At 48.0% G+C, this 16,697-nt stretch carries 18 protein-coding genes and 1 other annotated feature; of the genes, 13 read left to right on the top strand and 5 right to left on the bottom strand.

Translation table 11 applies throughout. The features are described 5' to 3' along the window. Nucleotides 1-46 precede the first annotated feature (46 nt). Entirely contained in the window at nt 47-1,315 is a 1,269-nt protein-coding gene (locus tag ACWJJS_RS13605) for a replication-associated recombination protein A (protein ID WP_454023646.1), read from the bottom strand. 194 nt (nt 1,316-1,509) lie between these two features. Between ACWJJS_RS13605 and cymR the strand changes: the two genes are divergently transcribed. The 8 genes from cymR (at nt 1,510) to ACWJJS_RS13565 (ending at nt 8,275) form a co-directional block, all read left to right on the top strand. Further along, nucleotides 1,510-1,926 (top strand): cysteine metabolism transcriptional regulator CymR, encoded by a 417-nt coding sequence (cymR, locus tag ACWJJS_RS13600; protein ID WP_003152730.1) that lies wholly within the window; start codon nt 1,510-1,512, stop codon nt 1,924-1,926. An 18-nt stretch (nt 1,927-1,944) separates the two neighbouring features. Next, a complete protein-coding gene (locus ACWJJS_RS13595; RefSeq protein WP_454023645.1) occupies nt 1,945-3,084 on the top strand; it encodes a cysteine desulfurase family protein in 1,140 nt (379 codons plus the stop codon). Nucleotides 3,085-3,120: 36 nt separating this feature from the next. Beyond that, the gene (gene mnmA, locus ACWJJS_RS13590; protein WP_058906210.1) at nt 3,121-4,236 is read left to right on the top strand and encodes a tRNA 2-thiouridine(34) synthase MnmA; all 1,116 of its coding nucleotides are present in this window, start codon (nt 3,121-3,123) and stop codon (nt 4,234-4,236) included. An 87-nt stretch (nt 4,237-4,323) separates the two neighbouring features. Then, on the top strand, nt 4,324-4,944 hold the full coding sequence (locus ACWJJS_RS13585) for a tetratricopeptide repeat protein (RefSeq protein ID WP_088005508.1): 621 nt from the start codon (nt 4,324-4,326) through the stop codon (nt 4,942-4,944). Nucleotides 4,945-4,962: 18 nt separating this feature from the next. Further along, entirely contained in the window at nt 4,963-7,341 is a 2,379-nt protein-coding gene (gene recD2, locus ACWJJS_RS13580) for an SF1B family DNA helicase RecD2 (RefSeq protein ID WP_454023644.1), read from the top strand. 118 nt (nt 7,342-7,459) lie between these two features. Next, a complete protein-coding gene (locus ACWJJS_RS13575; RefSeq protein ID WP_017418223.1) occupies nt 7,460-7,918 on the top strand; it encodes a PRC-barrel domain-containing protein in 459 nt (152 codons plus the stop codon). A gap of 12 nt (nt 7,919-7,930) precedes the next feature. Next, nucleotides 7,931-8,122, top strand: coding sequence for a hypothetical protein (locus ACWJJS_RS13570; RefSeq protein ID WP_003152738.1), 192 nt, complete (start codon nt 7,931-7,933; stop codon nt 8,120-8,122). A 21-nt stretch (nt 8,123-8,143) separates the two neighbouring features. Then, entirely contained in the window at nt 8,144-8,275 is a 132-nt protein-coding gene (locus ACWJJS_RS13565; protein ID WP_003152741.1) for a YrzQ family protein, read from the top strand. A 35-nt stretch (nt 8,276-8,310) separates the two neighbouring features. On the opposite strand, the gene ACWJJS_RS13560 is transcribed toward ACWJJS_RS13565, so the two are convergent. Genes ACWJJS_RS13560 through ACWJJS_RS13545 form a run of 4 tightly spaced genes read right to left on the bottom strand, consistent with a single transcriptional unit; the run spans nt 8,311 to nt 11,269 of the window. Continuing rightward, a complete protein-coding gene (locus tag ACWJJS_RS13560) occupies nt 8,311-8,967 on the bottom strand; it encodes an amino acid ABC transporter permease (protein ID WP_025649673.1) in 657 nt (218 codons plus the stop codon). Nucleotides 8,968-8,985: 18 nt separating this feature from the next. Continuing rightward, the gene (locus ACWJJS_RS13555; RefSeq protein WP_146277231.1) at nt 8,986-9,636 is read right to left on the bottom strand and encodes an amino acid ABC transporter permease; all 651 of its coding nucleotides are present in this window, start codon (nt 9,634-9,636) and stop codon (nt 8,986-8,988) included. 56 nt (nt 9,637-9,692) lie between these two features. Continuing rightward, nucleotides 9,693-10,520: a transporter substrate-binding domain-containing protein gene (locus ACWJJS_RS13550; protein WP_070082155.1), complete on the bottom strand. Its 828-nt coding sequence runs from the start codon at nt 10,518-10,520 to the stop codon at nt 9,693-9,695. A 20-nt stretch (nt 10,521-10,540) separates the two neighbouring features. Next, entirely contained in the window at nt 10,541-11,269 is a 729-nt protein-coding gene (locus ACWJJS_RS13545; RefSeq protein ID WP_014305489.1) for an amino acid ABC transporter ATP-binding protein, read from the bottom strand. A 218-nt stretch (nt 11,270-11,487) separates the two neighbouring features. On the opposite strand from ACWJJS_RS13545, the gene ACWJJS_RS13540 reads away from it, so the two are divergent. The 5 genes from ACWJJS_RS13540 to ACWJJS_RS13520 all read left to right on the top strand — a co-directional run bounded on the left by ACWJJS_RS13540 (nt 11,488) and on the right by ACWJJS_RS13520 (nt 16,587). Beyond that, on the top strand, nt 11,488-12,549 hold the full coding sequence (locus ACWJJS_RS13540) for an AI-2E family transporter (RefSeq protein WP_060387072.1): 1,062 nt from the start codon (nt 11,488-11,490) through the stop codon (nt 12,547-12,549). A gap of 43 nt (nt 12,550-12,592) precedes the next feature. Continuing rightward, nucleotides 12,593-12,800 (top strand) — a binding site (T-box leader). A gap of 80 nt (nt 12,801-12,880) precedes the next feature. Beyond that, entirely contained in the window at nt 12,881-15,517 is a 2,637-nt protein-coding gene (gene alaS, locus ACWJJS_RS13535; protein WP_102421630.1) for an alanine--tRNA ligase, read from the top strand. A gap of 84 nt (nt 15,518-15,601) precedes the next feature. Further along, nucleotides 15,602-15,868, top strand: a complete 267-nt coding sequence (locus tag ACWJJS_RS13530) for an IreB family regulatory phosphoprotein (protein ID WP_012118070.1) — start codon at nt 15,602-15,604, stop codon at nt 15,866-15,868. An 8-nt stretch (nt 15,869-15,876) separates the two neighbouring features. Further along, a complete protein-coding gene (gene ruvX, locus ACWJJS_RS13525; protein ID WP_003152750.1) occupies nt 15,877-16,293 on the top strand; it encodes a Holliday junction resolvase RuvX in 417 nt (138 codons plus the stop codon). A 12-nt stretch (nt 16,294-16,305) separates the two neighbouring features. After that, complete coding sequence (locus ACWJJS_RS13520; protein ID WP_003152751.1) at nt 16,306-16,587, top strand: DUF1292 domain-containing protein; 282 nt, start codon at nt 16,306-16,308, stop codon at nt 16,585-16,587. Nucleotides 16,588-16,697 lie beyond the last annotated feature (110 nt).

Here is a 16,697-nt window from a genome sequence, read left to right as displayed (position 1 = left end):
TGTTTTTTTATTTGAATCCGCCGTTTACACGAAAGATCTTGTCCGGTTATTTTTTCTGCTTCATCAGTTTTTCATACACTTGCTTTATGGCGGCTTCAAATTTCCCCGTTTGTTTCGGTTTATAGTATTGCTTGTTTTTTAACGAATCGGGCAAATATTGCTGTTCGACCCATCCGTTCTCGAAATCGTGAGGATATTGATAGCCGATCCCGCGTCCGAGCTCTTGGGCCCCTTTATAGTGAGCGTCTTTTAAATGTTTCGGCACATCGCCGATTTTACCAGTCCTGATGTCTTTGAGCGCCTCATCAACGGCTGAGATGGCGGAGTTTGATTTTGGCGAGAGGCATAATTCGATTACCGCATTGGCCAGCGGAATTCTCGCTTCCGGAAAGCCGATCCGTTCTGCGGTCTGAATCGCGCTCAGCACCCGGGGGCCTGCCTGCGGGCTTGCGAGGCCGATATCTTCATAGGCGATCACGAGAAGTCTTCTTGATATGCTTTCAAGGTCTCCGGCTTCGATCAGACGGGCCAGATAATGAAGGGCGGCGTTTGCATCCGAGCCCCGGATCGATTTTTGGAACGCGGATAAGACGTCATAATGCGCATCGCCGTTTTTATCATGGGTATAGCTTTTTTTCTGCAGACATTCCTCCGCCGTTTCCCGTGTAATCCGGATCGTGCCGTCGCTTGATTCCTTTGTGGAGAGCACGGCAAGCTCCAGTGCGTTCAAAGCGGAGCGGACGTCTCCTCCGCATCCTTGTGCGAAATGATCCATCGCGTCGTCGTCCACCGAAACGCTGTAGGAACCGAGTCCCCGGTGTTCATCTGTGAGCGCTCTTTTCAATGCCTGCTTGATCAGGTCGGGTGTTAACGGTTCAAGCTCAAATATCTGGGTTCGGCTTCTGATGGCCGGGTTAATGGCATGATAAGGATTGGCGGTCGTCGCGCCGATTAAAATAATCATGCCGTTTTCTAAATAGGGCAGCAGAAAATCCTGCTTTCCCTTATCAAGCCTGTGCACTTCATCAAGGATTAAAATGACCTGACCTGACATTTTCGCTTCCTGTACGACAATCTCCATGTCTTTTTTATTATGAATGACGGCATTCAATTTCCTGAATGCGATGCTTGTCGATCCTGCGATCGCTGTGGCGATGGACGTTTTTCCGATGCCCGGCGGTCCGTACAGGATCATGGATGATAAGTGCTTCGCACGCACCATTCTGCCGATGATTTTATCTTCTTTGACCAAATGTTCCTGGCCGATAATGTCTTCGATATTGGCAGGCCGCATCCGATATGCCAATGGTTTCATGAACATCTCTCCTTACATATACAGGGTAACGGAAAACGGCCGATTAGAAAAGCGAATTGCGGCGGGCCCCGTGTTTCAATGAAAATTAGGATAAGTTATGTTATAATAACAGTTGGTCTATAAGATACTAAACAGATTATTCATATCCATTTACTTGTATAAATTAACAATTAGAATTGACTGGGGTGTTCATATTGAAAATATCGACAAAGGGAAGATACGGGCTCACCATTATGATTGAATTGGCGAAAAAGCATGGAGACGGTCCGACGTCGCTCAAAAGCATCGCCCAAACAAACAGCCTTTCTGAGCATTACTTGGAACAGCTTGTATCACCGCTCAGAAACGCCGGACTCGTAAAAAGCATCAGAGGCGCTTACGGGGGTTACGTGCTCGGGGGCCAGCCTGAAGAGATAACGGCCGGAGATATTATCAGAGTGCTGGAAGGGCCGATCAGCCCGGTAGAAGTGCTTGAGGATGAAGAGCCTGCCAAGCGGGAGTTATGGATCCGCATCCGCGACGCTGTAAAAGACGTGCTGGACAGCACGACGTTAGAAGACCTTGCGAGCTACACGGACGGCGAGCAGGAAGCTTATATGTTCTATATTTAAACCAGAGGTGTAAAGACAATGGAACGGATTTATTTAGATCATGCCGCGACTTCCCCGATGGATGAACGTGTGCTCGAAGAAATGAAGCCCCATTTCTTCGGCAGTTTCGGCAACCCGTCAAGCATTCATTCATTCGGGAGAGAATCCCGGAAATGGGTCGATGAAGCGAGAGCGGACATCGCGCGCGAAATCAGTGCGAAAGAACAGGAAATTATTTTCACAAGCGGCGGCACGGAGGCTGATAATTTAGCGATTTTCGGAACGGCTGCCGCCCGGAAGAATGAAGGAAAGCATATCATTACGACGGCTGTTGAGCATCATGCTGTATTGCACGTCTGCGAAAAGCTGGAAGAAGACGGCTTTGAGGTGACATACCTCATCCCCGGCCCTTCAGGACGGATCAGTGCAAATCAGGTGAAAGAAGCGCTCCGTGATGATACAATCCTTGTTACCGTCATGTATGGCAATAACGAAGTCGGAACCATTCAGCCGATTGACGAAATCGGAGAGCTGTTAAGCGGGCATCAGGCCTATTTTCACACAGATGCCGTCCAGGCATTCGGTTATATGCCGATTGATGTGAAAAAAAGCAGAATTGACATGCTGTCTGTTTCCGGTCACAAGCTTAACGGGCCTAAAGGGACAGGCTTTTTATATGTAAATCAAGAGGTGAAGCTGTCACCGATTCTTCTTGGGGGAGAGCAGGAACGAAAGCGCCGCGCGGGGACGGAAAATGTACCGGGCATCGCCGGCTTAAAAGAAGCGGTCGTCCTTTCAAACCGTGAGAGGGAAGAGAAAACAGCGAAGTATAAGGAGTTTAAGAACATCATCATGAGCACGCTGGAAGAAGCCGGCGTCACAGCGGAGGTGAACGGAGATGCCGAGAAATGCCTGCCTCATATTTTAAACCTTTACTTTCCCGGTGTGCCGGTGGAAGCGCTGCTGGTCAATCTTGACATGGAAGGCATTGCCGTCTCCAGCGGATCTGCTTGTACAGCGGGATCCGTTCTTCCGTCCCATGTGCTTACGGCCATGTTCGGAAGTGAGAGCGGCAGGCTGACTTCGTCAATCCGCCTCAGCTTCGGCCTCGGCAATACGGCGGAACAAATCGAAACAGCCGCCGAAAAGCTTGCCGCCGTCGTTAAACGGCTTGCTTAAAACGGCGGACTTACGTTTTTAATGGAGTGAATGCAAATGGAAAAACGGCCGGAGGATACAAGAGTCGTAGTCGGCATGTCCGGCGGCGTGGACTCTTCCGTGGCGGCCCTTCTGCTGAAGGAGCAGGGCTACGATGTAATCGGAATCTTTATGAAAAACTGGGATGATACGGACGAAAACGGTTTTTGCACGGCAACGGAAGATTATGAAGACGTCATCCGGGTCTGCAACCAGATCGGAATTCCGTATTATGCCGTCAATTTTGAGAAGCAATATTGGGAAAAGGTATTTCAATATTTCCTTGATGAATATAAAGCCGGAAGAACCCCCAATCCGGATGTCATGTGCAATAAAGAAATTAAGTTTAAGGCTTTCTTGGATCATGCTCTGTCACTCGGCGCGGATTATCTTGCGACGGGCCATTACGCCCGCGTGGATAGAAGCGCAGGTACAGTGCGCATGCTCCGCGGTCTGGATGAAAACAAGGACCAGACTTATTTTCTGAATCAGCTCAATCAGGAACAGCTCAGCAAAGTCATGTTCCCGATCGGTGATCTGCAAAAAAGCCGCGTGCGGGAAATCGCCAAAGAAGCGGAACTTGCGACAGCTGCGAAAAAAGACAGCACGGGAATCTGCTTTATCGGCGAACGCAACTTCAAAACGTTTCTCAGCCAATATCTCCCCGCTCAGCCGGGCGATATGATGACAATGGACGGAGAAATAAAAGGGCGTCATGACGGTCTGATGTATTATACAATCGGACAGCGCCACGGTCTTGGAATCGGCGGAAGCGGCGAGCCGTGGTTCGCCGTCGGTAAAGATCTTGAAAAAAACATTCTGTATGTTGATCAAGGATTCCATAATCCGCTTCTGTATTCCGATAAGATCACGGCGACAAATGTCAGCTGGACGCGTCCCGGTCTGATGGACAGCGGCGAAATGACATGCACGGCGAAATTCCGCTACCGTCAGGAAGATCACAAAGTAACGGTGAAAATGACGGGTGATGATGAAGCGGAAATCATTTTTGACGGGCAGGTACGCGCCGTTACGCCGGGACAAGCCGTCGTTTTTTATGACGGAGAAGAGTGCCTCGGCGGCGGAACGATAGATGACGTTTATAAAGACGGAACAAAACTGTGGTACGTATAACACATGTAAAAAACCTCAACTCGCATGTTGGGGTTTTTTAGCGAAAGGAAGTTAAAAATGGATTATAATAAAATCGGGATTGACGCCATGCAGGAGGGCGATTTTGAAAAAGCGGCAGAGGCTTTTACGAAAGCGATTGAGGAAAACGGCCAAGACCCGGTGCCGTACATCAACTTCGCAAATCTGCTTTCTTCTGTGAACGAACTCGAACGAGCGCTTGCATTCTATAACAGAGCGCTTGAATTGGACAATTCGGCGGCAGCCGCTTATTACGGTGCGGGAAACGTATATGTGATGAAAGAATCGTTTTCCGAAGCGAAGGATATGTTTGAAAAAGCGCTTCGCTCCGGAATGGAAAACGGAGATTTGTTTTATATGCTGGGGACCGTTCTCGTTAAATTAGAGCGGCCGAAGCTTGCACTGCCGTATTTGCAGCGTGCCGTTGAATTAAACGAAAATGACACGGAAGCGCGCTTCCAGTTCGGAATGTGTCTCGCAAATGAAGAAATGCTGGATGAAGCTCTTGCGCAGTTTGAGACGGTGATCGAGCAGGATCCAGGCCACGCGGACGCATTTTATAATGCCGGGGTCGCTTACGCGTACAAAGAAAATCGTGAAAAGGCGCTTGAGATGCTGGAAGGCGCAATCGGCATACAGCCTGATCATATGCTTGCGCTTCATGCGAAACAGCTTATCACCCAGTCATAACAAAAGGAGGGAAGGCTCGTGGATCAGCTGAACATCGAAGAACAGCCGTATGTAAAAGGCGTCATTCATACGGTCATTTATCATAATGACACCAACCTGTATACAGTGCTGAAAGTCAAGGTTGCAGAAACGTCTGAGGCGATCGAAGACAAGGTCGTATCCGTAACGGGCTACTTCCCTCTGCTGCAAGAAGATGAGACCTACACATTTTACGGAAAAACCGCCACGCATCCTAAGTTCGGCCTGCAATTTCAGGCTGAACACTTTAAAAAAGAAATTCCGACCACAAAAGAAGGGATCATTCACTATTTATCAAGTGATCTGTTTGAAGGAATCGGAAAAAAAACGGCGGAAGAAATCGTCAAAAAGCTTGGAGACGGCGCGCTCAATAAAATTCTGGCTGATGCATCGGTGCTTTATGATGTGCCGAAAATGTCAAAAAAGAAAGCGGATAAGCTTGCCGGAGAGCTGCAGCGGCATCAGGGTCTCGAGCAGATTATGATCTCTCTGAACCAATACGGTTTCGGGCCCCAGCTATCCATGAAAATATATCAGGCCTACGAAACGGAAACCTTGGAGAAAATTCAGGAAAATCCTTATCAGCTTGTAAAAGACGTTGAAGGCATCGGCTTTGTGAAAGCTGACGAGCTGGGCGGAAAAATGGGTCTGTCAGGAAACCACCCGGAGCGGATCAAAGCGGCTATCTTATATACAATTGAATCGACCTGTCTTTCAGAGGGCCATACGTACATAGAAACGAAGCAGCTGATTATCAATACGCAAACGCTTCTGAATCAGTCAGTTGAAGGCGGCCGGGTCACGGAAATGGATGCGGCTGACGGCATCATCGCCCTCGGGGAGAGTAAGGATATCGTCATCGAAGGAGAGCGCTGCTATTTTCCGTCCTTGTTTTACGCGGAACAAAACGTCGCAAAACGCGTGCTCGACATTGCGGCCCAGACGGAGTATGCCGATCAGTTTCCTGAATCGGAATTTCTTCTTGCGCTCGGTGAACTGGAAGAACGGATGAATGTTCAATACGCACCAAGCCAAAAGGATGCCATTCAAAAAGCGCTGTCTTCACCGATGCTTTTACTGACCGGGGGACCGGGAACGGGGAAAACGACCGTTATTAAAGGAATCGTGGAATTATACAGTGAACTGCACGGAGTATCGCTTGACCCTGGTGATTATAAAAAAGATGAAGCATTTCCGGTGCTGCTTGCCGCGCCGACCGGAAGAGCCGCCAAACGAATGAGCGAATCTACGGGTCTGCCGGCTGTTACGATTCACAGGCTGCTTGGCTGGAATGGCGCTGAAGGCTTTACCTATAATGAAGATCAGCCGATTGAAGGAAAACTGATCATTATAGACGAAGCGAGTATGCTCGATATTTGGCTCGCCAGCCATTTGTTTAAGGCGCTTCCTAAGCACATTCAGCTCATTATAGTCGGTGATGAAGACCAGCTTCCTTCAGTAGGACCGGGGCAGGTGCTCAGAGACCTTTTGGCTTCTGAGGTGCTGCCGACCGTACGCCTGACAGATATTTACCGTCAGGCTGAAGGATCATCCATTGTGGAACTTGCCCATGATATGAAAAAAGGGCTGCTTCCAAAGGGGCTGACCGCGCCGACAAAGGACCGCTCATTTATCCGCTGTAATTCTTCACAGATTAAAGAAGTCGTGGACCAGGTCGTCTCGAACGCGTTAAAAAAGGGGTATACCTCCAGAGATATTCAAGTGCTTGCCCCGATGTACAGGGGAAAAGCGGGAATTAACGAGCTGAACATGCTTCTTCAGGACATCATGAATCCGCCTAAAGAAAAAAGGCGGGAGCTGAAATTCGGGGATGTCGTCTACAGGACGGGCGATAAAATATTGCAGCTTGTCAACCAGCCGGAAAACAATGTGTTTAACGGCGATATCGGCGAAATCGTGTCCATTTTTTATGCCAAAGAAAATACGGAAAAAGAAGACATGGTCGTCGTCTCGTTTGACGGCAACGAAATCACCTTTACGAAAAAGGATTTCAGCCAGTTTACCCACGCGTACTGCTGTTCCATCCATAAGTCGCAGGGAAGCGAATTCCCGATTGTCGTCCTGCCTGTCGTCAAAGGCTACTATCGAATGCTCAGGAGAAATCTGCTTTATACCGCCATTACAAGAGCGAAAAAATTCCTGATTCTTTGCGGAGAAGAAGAAGCGCTTGAATGGGGCGTCAAAAACAATGATGCCACCGTCAGACAGACATCGCTTAAAAACAGGCTCACAGAGCAGACTGAAGAGATGGATGCAGAACTGGCCGCCCTGCAAAAAGAGCTGCCGTTCAGTGTATACGATGCGAACATCGGAATGGAAGGCATCACGCCTTTTGACTTTATGGAAGAAAAAGCGTAAATAAAACCCGGCGTATGTTTATGCGCCGGGTTTTCGCCTGTGGAAGTCATTTCAAAGTATGCTGCCCGGCTTCTTGGCAAAACCTATACGTGTTCAACAAAAGGTGGTTGATCACACTTTGAGAACATGCCATGCAGCTGAAGGACGAACAGTATATGACGAAAACACCGGGCGCAGTCTTGGAATGATATCGGATGTATGTTTCTCTCTGGACGGCCGGTTTCTCGGTTTCGTGCTGGAGCAGAAACGCTTGTTTCACAACCGCCATCTTTTTTTAGGGGCAAGTGATATAAAAGAGATGGATCAAGAAGCCGTAGCTGCCGGTCATGCTCATTTGCAGCCTTTGCCGAAGAGCTGTTTCACCTTTGAACAGATTAAAATGCAGCCGGTGAAATCGCCTGATGGTGAAATGTTCGGTTTGCTGGAAGATGTATACTTTTGTTTGGACAGGGGCATAATCGTAGCATATGAACTCTCGGACGGCTTCTTTTCAGATCTGGCTGGCAGACGCCAAGTGCGCCGCGCCGCCGATACGCTTATTGAAGCGGGGAAAGAAGGCATCGTCCTGAACGGATAAGAGGTGTAGTCTGTGCTTGTATGTCCGAACTGCAAAAGTAAAGATATCGGCAAAATCGGCGTAAACCAATACTATTGCTGGGGCTGCTTCATTGAGCTGACGGTGGCCAAAGGCAAAATTGCGACACATCAAGTAGAGGAAGACGGCACGTTAAGCAGTCTTGATGATTTGTTTTCTGAAGACGAACGCAGTATCAATTTTTAAAGTTGAAAGGAGATACGCGCGATGGGCAGAACAATGACCTCTCTGTTGGCTTTAGGAGCTGGAGCCGTTATGTATCGTATGGCTTCTCAGTCCGATATGCTGAATAAAAAAGGGATGAAACGGATGAGAAGACGAGTCATGAAAATGTTTTAAGCAGAAAAAAGGATACTTCTCCGGAAGTATCCTTTTTACGTTTGTCTCGCTTCCAGCCGTCTGGCTGCGAGAGACAGGCTGTAATTGACCGCGAAATACATCAGGGCCGCCAGCAGAAAGATCGGGAAAAAATACCCCCCGTCAGCGCTTTGTCCGTTTAAAATCTGCGCGTTATGAATCAGTTCGGGCAGAGCGATGACGACCGCAAGTGACGTATCCTTTAATAAGGAGATAAACTGGCTCACAATCGGAGGAACCATACGCCTGAGCGCCTGCGGCATGACGACGAGAAAAAGAGTCTGCGTGTACGTCAGTCCTGAAGAACGCGCCGCTTCAATCTGTCCTTTGTCAACGGATTGCAAACCGCTTCTGATGATTTCTGACAGCATGGCCGATTCAAAAATCGTCAGCGCCGTGATGGCGGCCGCGGTAATTTCCAGTTTGATCCCGATTTCCGGAAGGGCAAAAAACGTAAAGAAAATGATTAATAACAGCGGCAGGTTGCGGATGGTTTCCACAATGGCCGCTATAATGCCCGAGACGATAGGAATGTTCGCATAGCGCAAAGTGCCGGCGGCAAGCCCGAAAATAAAACTCAGGACAATGGAGATCAGCGCAACATAAAGTGTGACCAAAAAGCCGTCCCATAAAAACAGCAGATGGTCAGGTGTATAGGCGCCGCTAAAATCCATGTTTTTCACTCTCCTTCTCTAATAACTCTTTCCGAGACGTCTTTCCAAATAGTGAACCCCGATGCTGAGCGGGATCGTTAATATCAAATAAAAAAGCGCGACGAAAATATAGACATCAAACACGACAAGAGTGCTCGAGGACACGAGATCCGCCTGATACATCAAATCGAGTCCCGCCACCACTCCGAGTATTGATGAGTTTTTGACAAGGTTGAGAAATTGGTTTCCGAGCGGGGGAATGACGATTTTTACGGCCTGAGGAAGAATGATATATCTCATCGCCTGACTGTAGGTGAAGCCTGACGATCTGGCCGCTTCCATCTGCCCATTGGGGACAGTCTGAATTCCGGCTCTGATGGCTTCTGCGATAAAGGCGGACGTGTAAATCGTAAGCGCAATTGTTCCCGCCTGAAAGCCGTCCAGTCTCAGCCCGGCGTTCGGAAGTCCGAAATAAAAAACGAATGTGATGAGGAGAAGCGGGATGTTCCGGATAAATTCCACATACGCAGTGCCGATCCATTGAAGGGGTTTGAAAGCCGTGATTCTCATGACTGCGATCAGAACGCCCAGCGCAAAGCTGCCTGCCAGCGCGATGAAGCTCGCAAGCAATGTGTGCAGGAAACCGTCCATATACATATCGAAGTTTTCCGTTAAAATTGAAAAGTTCATCTATGTCACTCCTTATAAAACGGGGATGAGCATGCCTGCTCATCCCGCGGTCCGTCCTATTTTGCCGGTTCTTCTTTTATCCATTTTTTATAGATTTTTTCGTACCTGCCGTCGGCTTTCATTTTTTTCAAAGAGGCGTTGATTTCTTTGACAAGGCCGGATTGGCCTTTTTTGACGGCGATTCCGTAAGGTTCATCGGTGAAGGTTTCGCCTGTCAGCTGATATTGTTTATTTTCATCCGCCATGCCGTATAAAATCGCATTATCGGTTGTGAGCGCATCTCCCTGTCCCGCTTTAAGCGCAGTGAACGCTTCGGCGTAATTTTCAAATTCCAGCACTGAGGCGTCAGGCGCTTTTTCCCTGATGTTCTGTGAGGAAGTGGAGCCTTTTACCGCCAATACTTTTGAGCCTTTTCCCAGGTCTTCGGTGCTTTTGATGCTGCTTCCTTTTTTGACGAGCAGGGATTGCCCGGCTTCAAAATAAACATCTGAGAAATCAACTTCTTTTTTCCGCTCATCCGTTATCGTCATCGTGGCGGTGATGGCGTCGATATCGCCGTTTTGCAGCATCGGAATCCTCGTTTTTGACGTCACTTCTTTAAATTCCGCTTTCTTCTCATCCCCCAGAATATCTTTTGCGAGCTGTTTTGAGATATCAATATCGAAGCCTTCAATATCACCGGAGCTTGGGTTTTTCAGCCCGAATAACCTCGTATCGGTTTTGACGCCGAAGATGATTTTGTCTCTGTCTTTAATAGAGGCTAACGTGTCTTTTCCCGTTCCTTTTGAATCCCCGGACGTTTCTTTCCCTCCGCAGGCTGCCAGCATAAAGACGGCCAGCAGTGATATCAATCCGAATGACAACCATTTTGTTACGCGTGACATAAGCGCTCCTCCGTTTCTTTTCAGTGATTTAAAATACGGCTTAAGAATAAACGCGCCCTCTCTTCACGGGGGCTTTCGTAAAATTCAGCCGGTGCAGCTTCTTCTAAGATGGATCCGCCGTCGATAAACACGATGCGGTCCGCCACTTCTTTTGCGAATCCCATTTCATGTGTGACGACTGCCATGGTCATGCCTTCCTTTGCGAGTGTTTTCATGACATCCAGCACCTCCCCGATCATTTCCGGATCAAGCGCGGATGTGGGTTCATCAAACAGCATAATTTCGGGCTTCATCGCAAGCCCCCTGGCGATGGCGACACGCTGCTGCTGGCCGCCGGAAAGCTGTGAAGGATAAGCGTCCGCTTTGTCCGGTATACCGACTTTTTTCAAATAGTATAAAGCCGTTTCCTTTGCTTCTTCTTTTGATTGCTTGAGCACTTTGATCGGTGCGAGCATGATATTTTGCAGAACGGTTTTGTGCGGGTACAGATGAAAATGCTGAAACACCATGCCGATATTCCGGCGGACCTGATTGATATCCGTTTTCTTGTCATGGATGGAGACGCCGTTTACCGTTAAGGCGCCTCCATCAACTGTTTCCAGCTGATTAATGCAGCGGAGAAGCGTGCTTTTTCCCGATCCTGAAGGTCCTATGATAACGACGACTTCCCCTTTTTTAATGTGCAGATTAATGTTTTTCAGCACGTGGAAATGTCCGTAGTGCTTATTTACATCCTGAAATGAAATCATGGCCATCCTCCTTAAAAAACATGAGTCATATTGACTGGACAGTTTTGAAATCCTTTAACACATTACGATGGTTATACAGACTTTTATGAATATTATTTAGATTATTTCGTAATTTCTGATAATTATTCCCGTCAAGAGGTCTGCGTCATAAGGCGGAGTTTATGAATCGGGAATAATTCCGGCTTTCTGTCAAAAGATAAAGCAAGAGGTGAAACGTCATGCTTCAAAAACCGCTGCAGCTCTTACTGTGGACGGCTGTATGTCTGCTCGTTTTGTTAACAGTGTATGTCTTTTGCATGCTCGATATGTTATGGTCTCCCATTTGGCTTGTTATAAAATCTCTCTTTATTCCTATATTCATCGCAGTATTTATTGCTTATCTTTTACTTCCGATTACTGAATGGCTTCATAGAAAAGGGATGCCTAGAACTTTAAGCCTGCTTCTGATTTATTGCCTGTTTTTCGGCGGAATCGGCTGGGGGGTTTATAAAGGGGTTCCTGTTTTAATTGAACAGCTGCAGGATCTGTCTGAGAGCATTCCCGGTCTTGCCGAAAACTACAACAGCATGCTGAGGCATCTGCATAATCACACGGATCATTGGCCTGACGGCATGCACCATCGGATGGACAAAATGATTCAGCAGACAGAAACGTTTCTTGCCGGCACGATTGAAAGCACGATCAGAAGCATCCGTTTCGTGCTTGATTATATCCTGATCGCGGCGACGATTCCTTTTCTCGTGTTCTATATGGTGAAGGATATAGGCGTCATGAAAAAGACGGTCTGGTATTTGACGCCGAAGTCCTGGAGAAAAAGGGGGAGTGAATTTCTGCGGGATGTGGACGACTCTCTCGGTGATTACATCCGCGGTCAGCTTCTCGTTTGTTTTTTGCTCGGGTTAATAGCCGGTGTTTCATTTTGGCTGTTCGGGCTTCCTTACCCGCTGATTTTGGGCCTTGCCATCGGGATTACGAATGTCATCCCGTATTTCGGTCCGTTTATCGGCGCTGTGCCGGCGCTGCTCCTTTCGCTGGCGATTTCCTCCAAGGCTGTGATCATCGTAATCGTCACGATTTTTATTCTTCAATTTATAGAAGGAAACATTTTGAGCCCGCTCATTGTCGGGCGAAGTCTCAAAATGCACCCCGTCGTGATCATGCTTGCGCTTCTTGCCGGAGGGGAGCTCGCGGGCATTCCCGGCATGATTCTCGCTGTTCCGGCGGCAGCCGTTTTAAAAGTGACGGCCATTCACTTTTTGCGGATCAGGACGGAACATTGACATTCGGGTTCTGCTTGTCTATAATTTCGAGTAGAATACATACGAATCTCGAGTGACGGATATGAGTACGCCGAAGCCCTGTTTAAGAGAGAAGCTCCGATACGCTGAAAGGAGCTTCAGCAGAAGATCGGCCGAAGCTAATCCTGAGTGCAGTTAAAGGCTGCCGCAATCCTGCGTTACGGGATGAAAGGTGACAGGCCTTTTTCGGCCTGTAATCAGGGTGGTACCGCGAGACAGCTCTCGTCCCTGTGTGAACGCATGGTTTGCATAGGGAGAGAGCTTTTTTGCTGTCGCAAAAGAGAATTTCGGGTAGTGATAAGGAGGAATATAGATGAAACACTTAACTTCTGCTGAAGTGCGTCAAATGTTTTTAGATTTCTTTAAAGAAAAAGGCCATGCCGTTGAACCGAGCGCCTCATTGGTTCCGCATGAAGATCCGTCTTTATTATGGATCAACAGCGGCGTTGCGACGCTGAAAAAATACTTTGACGGCCGCGTTGTGCCGGAGAATCCGAGAATTGTAAACGCGCAAAAATCAATCCGCACAAATGATATTGAAAATGTGGGGAAAACGGCGCGCCACCACACGTTCTTTGAGATGCTCGGAAATTTTTCCATCGGTGATTATTTTAAAGAAGAAGCCATCACGTGGGCTTGGGAGTTTTTAACGAGCGAAAAGTGGATCGGCTTTGATCCGGAGCTGCTGTCTGTAACGGTTCACCCTGAGGATGAAGAAGCTTATACGCTATGGGCGGAAAAAATCGGCGTTCCGGAAGAAAGAATCATCCGTCTGGAAGGGAACTTCTGGGATATCGGCGAAGGCCCGAGCGGACCGAATACAGAAATTTTCTATGACCGCGGCGAGAAATACGGCAATGATCCGTCAGATTCTGAATTGTATCCGGGCGGCGAAAATGACCGCTATCTTGAAGTGTGGAACCTGGTATTCTCAGAGTTCAACCACAACCCGGACGGCACGTACACACCGCTTCCGAAGAAAAACATTGATACGGGCATGGGGCTTGAACGGATGGTCTCCGTGATTCAGGACGTCCCGACAAACTTTGACACTGATTTGTTTATGCCGATTATTGAAGCAACAGAGCGTATTTCCGGAGATACTTACGGAAAGGATGCAGTGAAGGATACGGCCTTTAAAGTGATCGCCGATCATATCAGAACGGTCGCATTTGCGGTAAGCGACGGAGCTCTGCCGTCAAATGAAGGGCGCGGGTATGTACTGAGACGCCTCTTGCGCCGGGCAGTGAGATACGCGAAAACCATCGGTATCAGCCGTCCGTTTATGTACGAGCTGGTTCCGACTGTTGCAGGAATTATGGACGCTTTCTATCCGGAGGTGAAAGAAAAGCAAGAGTTTATCGCCAAAGTCATCAAAACGGAGGAAGAGCGCTTCCATGAAACATTAAACGAAGGTCTGGCCATTTTATCCGACGTGATAAAGAAAGAGAAGGAAAAAGGCAGCGGCATCATCTCCGGAAAAGACGTATTCAAACTGTACGATACGTACGGATTCCCGGTTGAATTGACGGAGGAATACGCGGAAGATGAGCAAATGAAGGTTGACCATAAGGGCTTTGAAGCCGAAATGGAAAAACAGCGTGAACGGGCGAGAAATGCGCGCCAAGATGTAGGAAGCATGCAGGTGCAGGGCGGCGCATTGCGCGACATTACCGCAGAAAGCACATTTGTCGGCTACAGTGCCGTAAAAGCTGAAGCGAAGGTGATCGAGCTTCTTCATGACGGGCAATTAATCAGCGAGGCGCAGGAAGGGGATACCGTCCAAATCCTTCTCGACAAAACGCCTTTCTATGCTGAAAGCGGCGGACAGATCGGTGACAGAGGAGTGCTGAGAAGCGAGCAGGCTGTCGTAACCATTAAGGACGTGAAAAAAGCTCCGAACGGTCAGCATGTACACGAAGGCACGGTGGATAGCGGCACGATTCAAAAAGGCGCAAGCGTGACGGCTGAAGTTGAAGATCAAATGAGAAGCGGCGTGGTGAAAAACCATACAGCAACCCACCTTCTGCACCAGGCGCTGAAAGACGTTCTCGGCACACATGTCAACCAAGCGGGTTCACTCGTTACCGAAAATCGTCTGCGTTTTGACTTCTCTCATTTCGGTCAAGTGACAAAAGAAGAACTTGAACGCATTGAAGGAATCGTCAACGAAAAAATCTGGGAGAGCATTCCGGTAGCGATTGATTTGAAACCGATCAATGAAGCGAAAGAAATGGGCGCGATGGCCCTGTTCGGCGAGAAATACGGCGATATCGTCCGCGTCGTACAAGTCGGAGATTACAGCCTTGAGCTTTGCGGCGGATGCCATGTCACGAATACGGCTGAAATCGGTCTGTTTAAAATCGTATCCGAATCAGGGATCGGCGCAGGTACGCGAAGAATCGAAGCCGTAACAGGAAAAGGCGCTTATCAGGAAATGAACAGCCAGCTCAGCCTTCTGCAGCACGCTGCGGACGAGCTGAAATCAAACGTAAAAGACGTACCGAAGCGAATTCAGTCTCTTCAAGCAGAGCTGAAGGAAGCGCAAAGAGAAAATGAATCATTGCTCAGCAAACTCGGCAATGTGGAAGCCGGAGCCATTCTGTCTAAAGTAAAAGACATCGGCGGCGTAAAAGTGCTGGCTGAAAAAGTAAATGCGAAAGACATGAACCACCTTCGCACTATGGTGGATGATCTGAAAGCGAAGCTCGGTTCTGCGGTCATCATTCTCGGCGCCGTGCAAAACGAGAAAGTCAACCTTTCAGCAGGCGTGACGAAAGACCTGATCGAAAAAGGCCTTCACGCCGGCAAAATGGTCAAACAAGCGGCTGAAGTCTGCGGAGGCGGAGGCGGAGGCCGTCCGGACATGGCGCAGGCCGGCGGAAAGCAGCCTGAAAAATTGGAAGAGGCGCTCGCATCTGCGGAAGATTGGATAAAATCCGTTTTATAATCCTTTCAACTAGTGTAGAATGATGATAAGATGAGGACCTCAGGCTGAACTTTGCCTGCGAATTTGGGAAAGAGGTGCAAAACGGTGAGCTCGTTTGATAAAACGATGAAATTTAATTTCTCCGATGATTCTGCTGAAACAAACGTCGAAGAAGTGCTGAATACGGTATATGATGCGCTTCAGGAAAAGGGGTACAATCCTATCAACCAGATTGTCGGATACTTGCTGTCTGGAGATCCTGCATACATTCCTAGGCATCGCGACGCCCGGAACTTAATTCGCAAACTGGAACGTGACGAATTAATCGAGGAATTGGTAAAATCCTATCTAGAACAGCATAAAGAGGCGTAAATACATTCATGAGAATATTGGGACTTGATCTTGGTACGAAAACACTCGGCGTAGCTTTAAGCGATGAAATGGGCTGGACCGCTCAAGGCATTGAGACGATAAAAATAAACGAGGCTGAAGGAGATTACGGTCTGGACCGTTTATCCGAGCTGATGAAAGACTATAATGTAGAGAAGATCGTGCTCGGTTTTCCGAAAAACATGAACGGGACGATCGGTCCGAGAGGCGAAGCCAGCCAAACATTTGCGAAACTGCTTGAAACAGCGTACAATGTCCCTGTTGTGCTGTGGGACGAGCGTCTGACGACGATGGCGGCTGAAAAAATGCTGATCGCGGCTGACGTCAGCAGGCAAAAACGAAAAAAAGTCATTGATAAAATGGCGGCTGTCATGATCCTTCAAGGATATCTGGACAGTTTAAACTAAGAGGTGAAAGAAATGGAACACGGCGAAAAACACATTACAATTGTCGATGATCAAGGCAACGAACAGCTTTGCGAAGTGCTGTTCACATTTGAAAACGACACATTCAACAAATCTTACGTACTTTATTATCCGATTGATGCTCAAGACGATGATGAAATCGAAATTCACGCTTCAAGCTTCGAACCGAACGAAAACGGTGAAGACGGCGAACTGATGCCGATTGAAACTGATGAAGAGTGGGAAATGATCGAAGAAACGCTGAACACGTTTTTAGCGGAAGAAGACGAAGAATAAAATGAACAGAAAAAGCCGGAGCGCATATGTGCTTCGGCTTTTTTTTGTAATAAATTGCCGAATGCACATGAATCATGTAGTATAAGAGCTGTTGGGAGGAAAATACTTGT

The organism is Bacillus sp. JK106, from assembly GCF_053663355.1.
Note: the sequence above shows the minus strand (reverse complement) of the source record. Positions and strands in the feature narration are given on the sequence as shown.

Bases quoted from the DNA above. Each gene is read 5' to 3' on its own strand.
- ACWJJS_RS13585 (WP_088005508.1), top strand. From the start codon at position 4,324: ATGCAGGAGGGCGATTTTGAAAAAGCGGCAGAGGCTTTTACGAAAGCG.
- mnmA (WP_058906210.1), top strand. From the start codon at position 3,121: ATGGAAAAACGGCCGGAGGATACAAGAGTCGTAGTCGGCATGTCCGGC.
- ACWJJS_RS13555 (WP_146277231.1), bottom strand. From the start codon at position 9,636: ATGAACTTTTCAATTTTAACGGAAAACTTCGATATGTATATGGACGGT.
- ACWJJS_RS13545 (WP_014305489.1), bottom strand. From the start codon at position 11,269: ATGATTTCATTTCAGGATGTAAATAAGCACTACGGACATTTCCACGTG.
- ACWJJS_RS13565 (WP_003152741.1), top strand. From the start codon at position 8,144: ATGGGCAGAACAATGACCTCTCTGTTGGCTTTAGGAGCTGGAGCCGTT.
- ACWJJS_RS13605 (WP_454023646.1), bottom strand. From the start codon at position 1,315: ATGAAACCATTGGCATATCGGATGCGGCCTGCCAATATCGAAGACATT.
- ACWJJS_RS13560 (WP_025649673.1), bottom strand. From the start codon at position 8,967: ATGGATTTTAGCGGCGCCTATACACCTGACCATCTGCTGTTTTTATGG.
- ACWJJS_RS13540 (WP_060387072.1), top strand. From the start codon at position 11,488: ATGCTTCAAAAACCGCTGCAGCTCTTACTGTGGACGGCTGTATGTCTG.
- ruvX (WP_003152750.1), top strand. From the start codon at position 15,877: ATGAGAATATTGGGACTTGATCTTGGTACGAAAACACTCGGCGTAGCT.
- ACWJJS_RS13595 (WP_454023645.1), top strand. From the start codon at position 1,945: ATGGAACGGATTTATTTAGATCATGCCGCGACTTCCCCGATGGATGAA.
- ACWJJS_RS13520 (WP_003152751.1), top strand. From the start codon at position 16,306: ATGGAACACGGCGAAAAACACATTACAATTGTCGATGATCAAGGCAAC.
- ACWJJS_RS13550 (WP_070082155.1), bottom strand. From the start codon at position 10,520: ATGTCACGCGTAACAAAATGGTTGTCATTCGGATTGATATCACTGCTG.
- alaS (WP_102421630.1), top strand. From the start codon at position 12,881: ATGAAACACTTAACTTCTGCTGAAGTGCGTCAAATGTTTTTAGATTTC.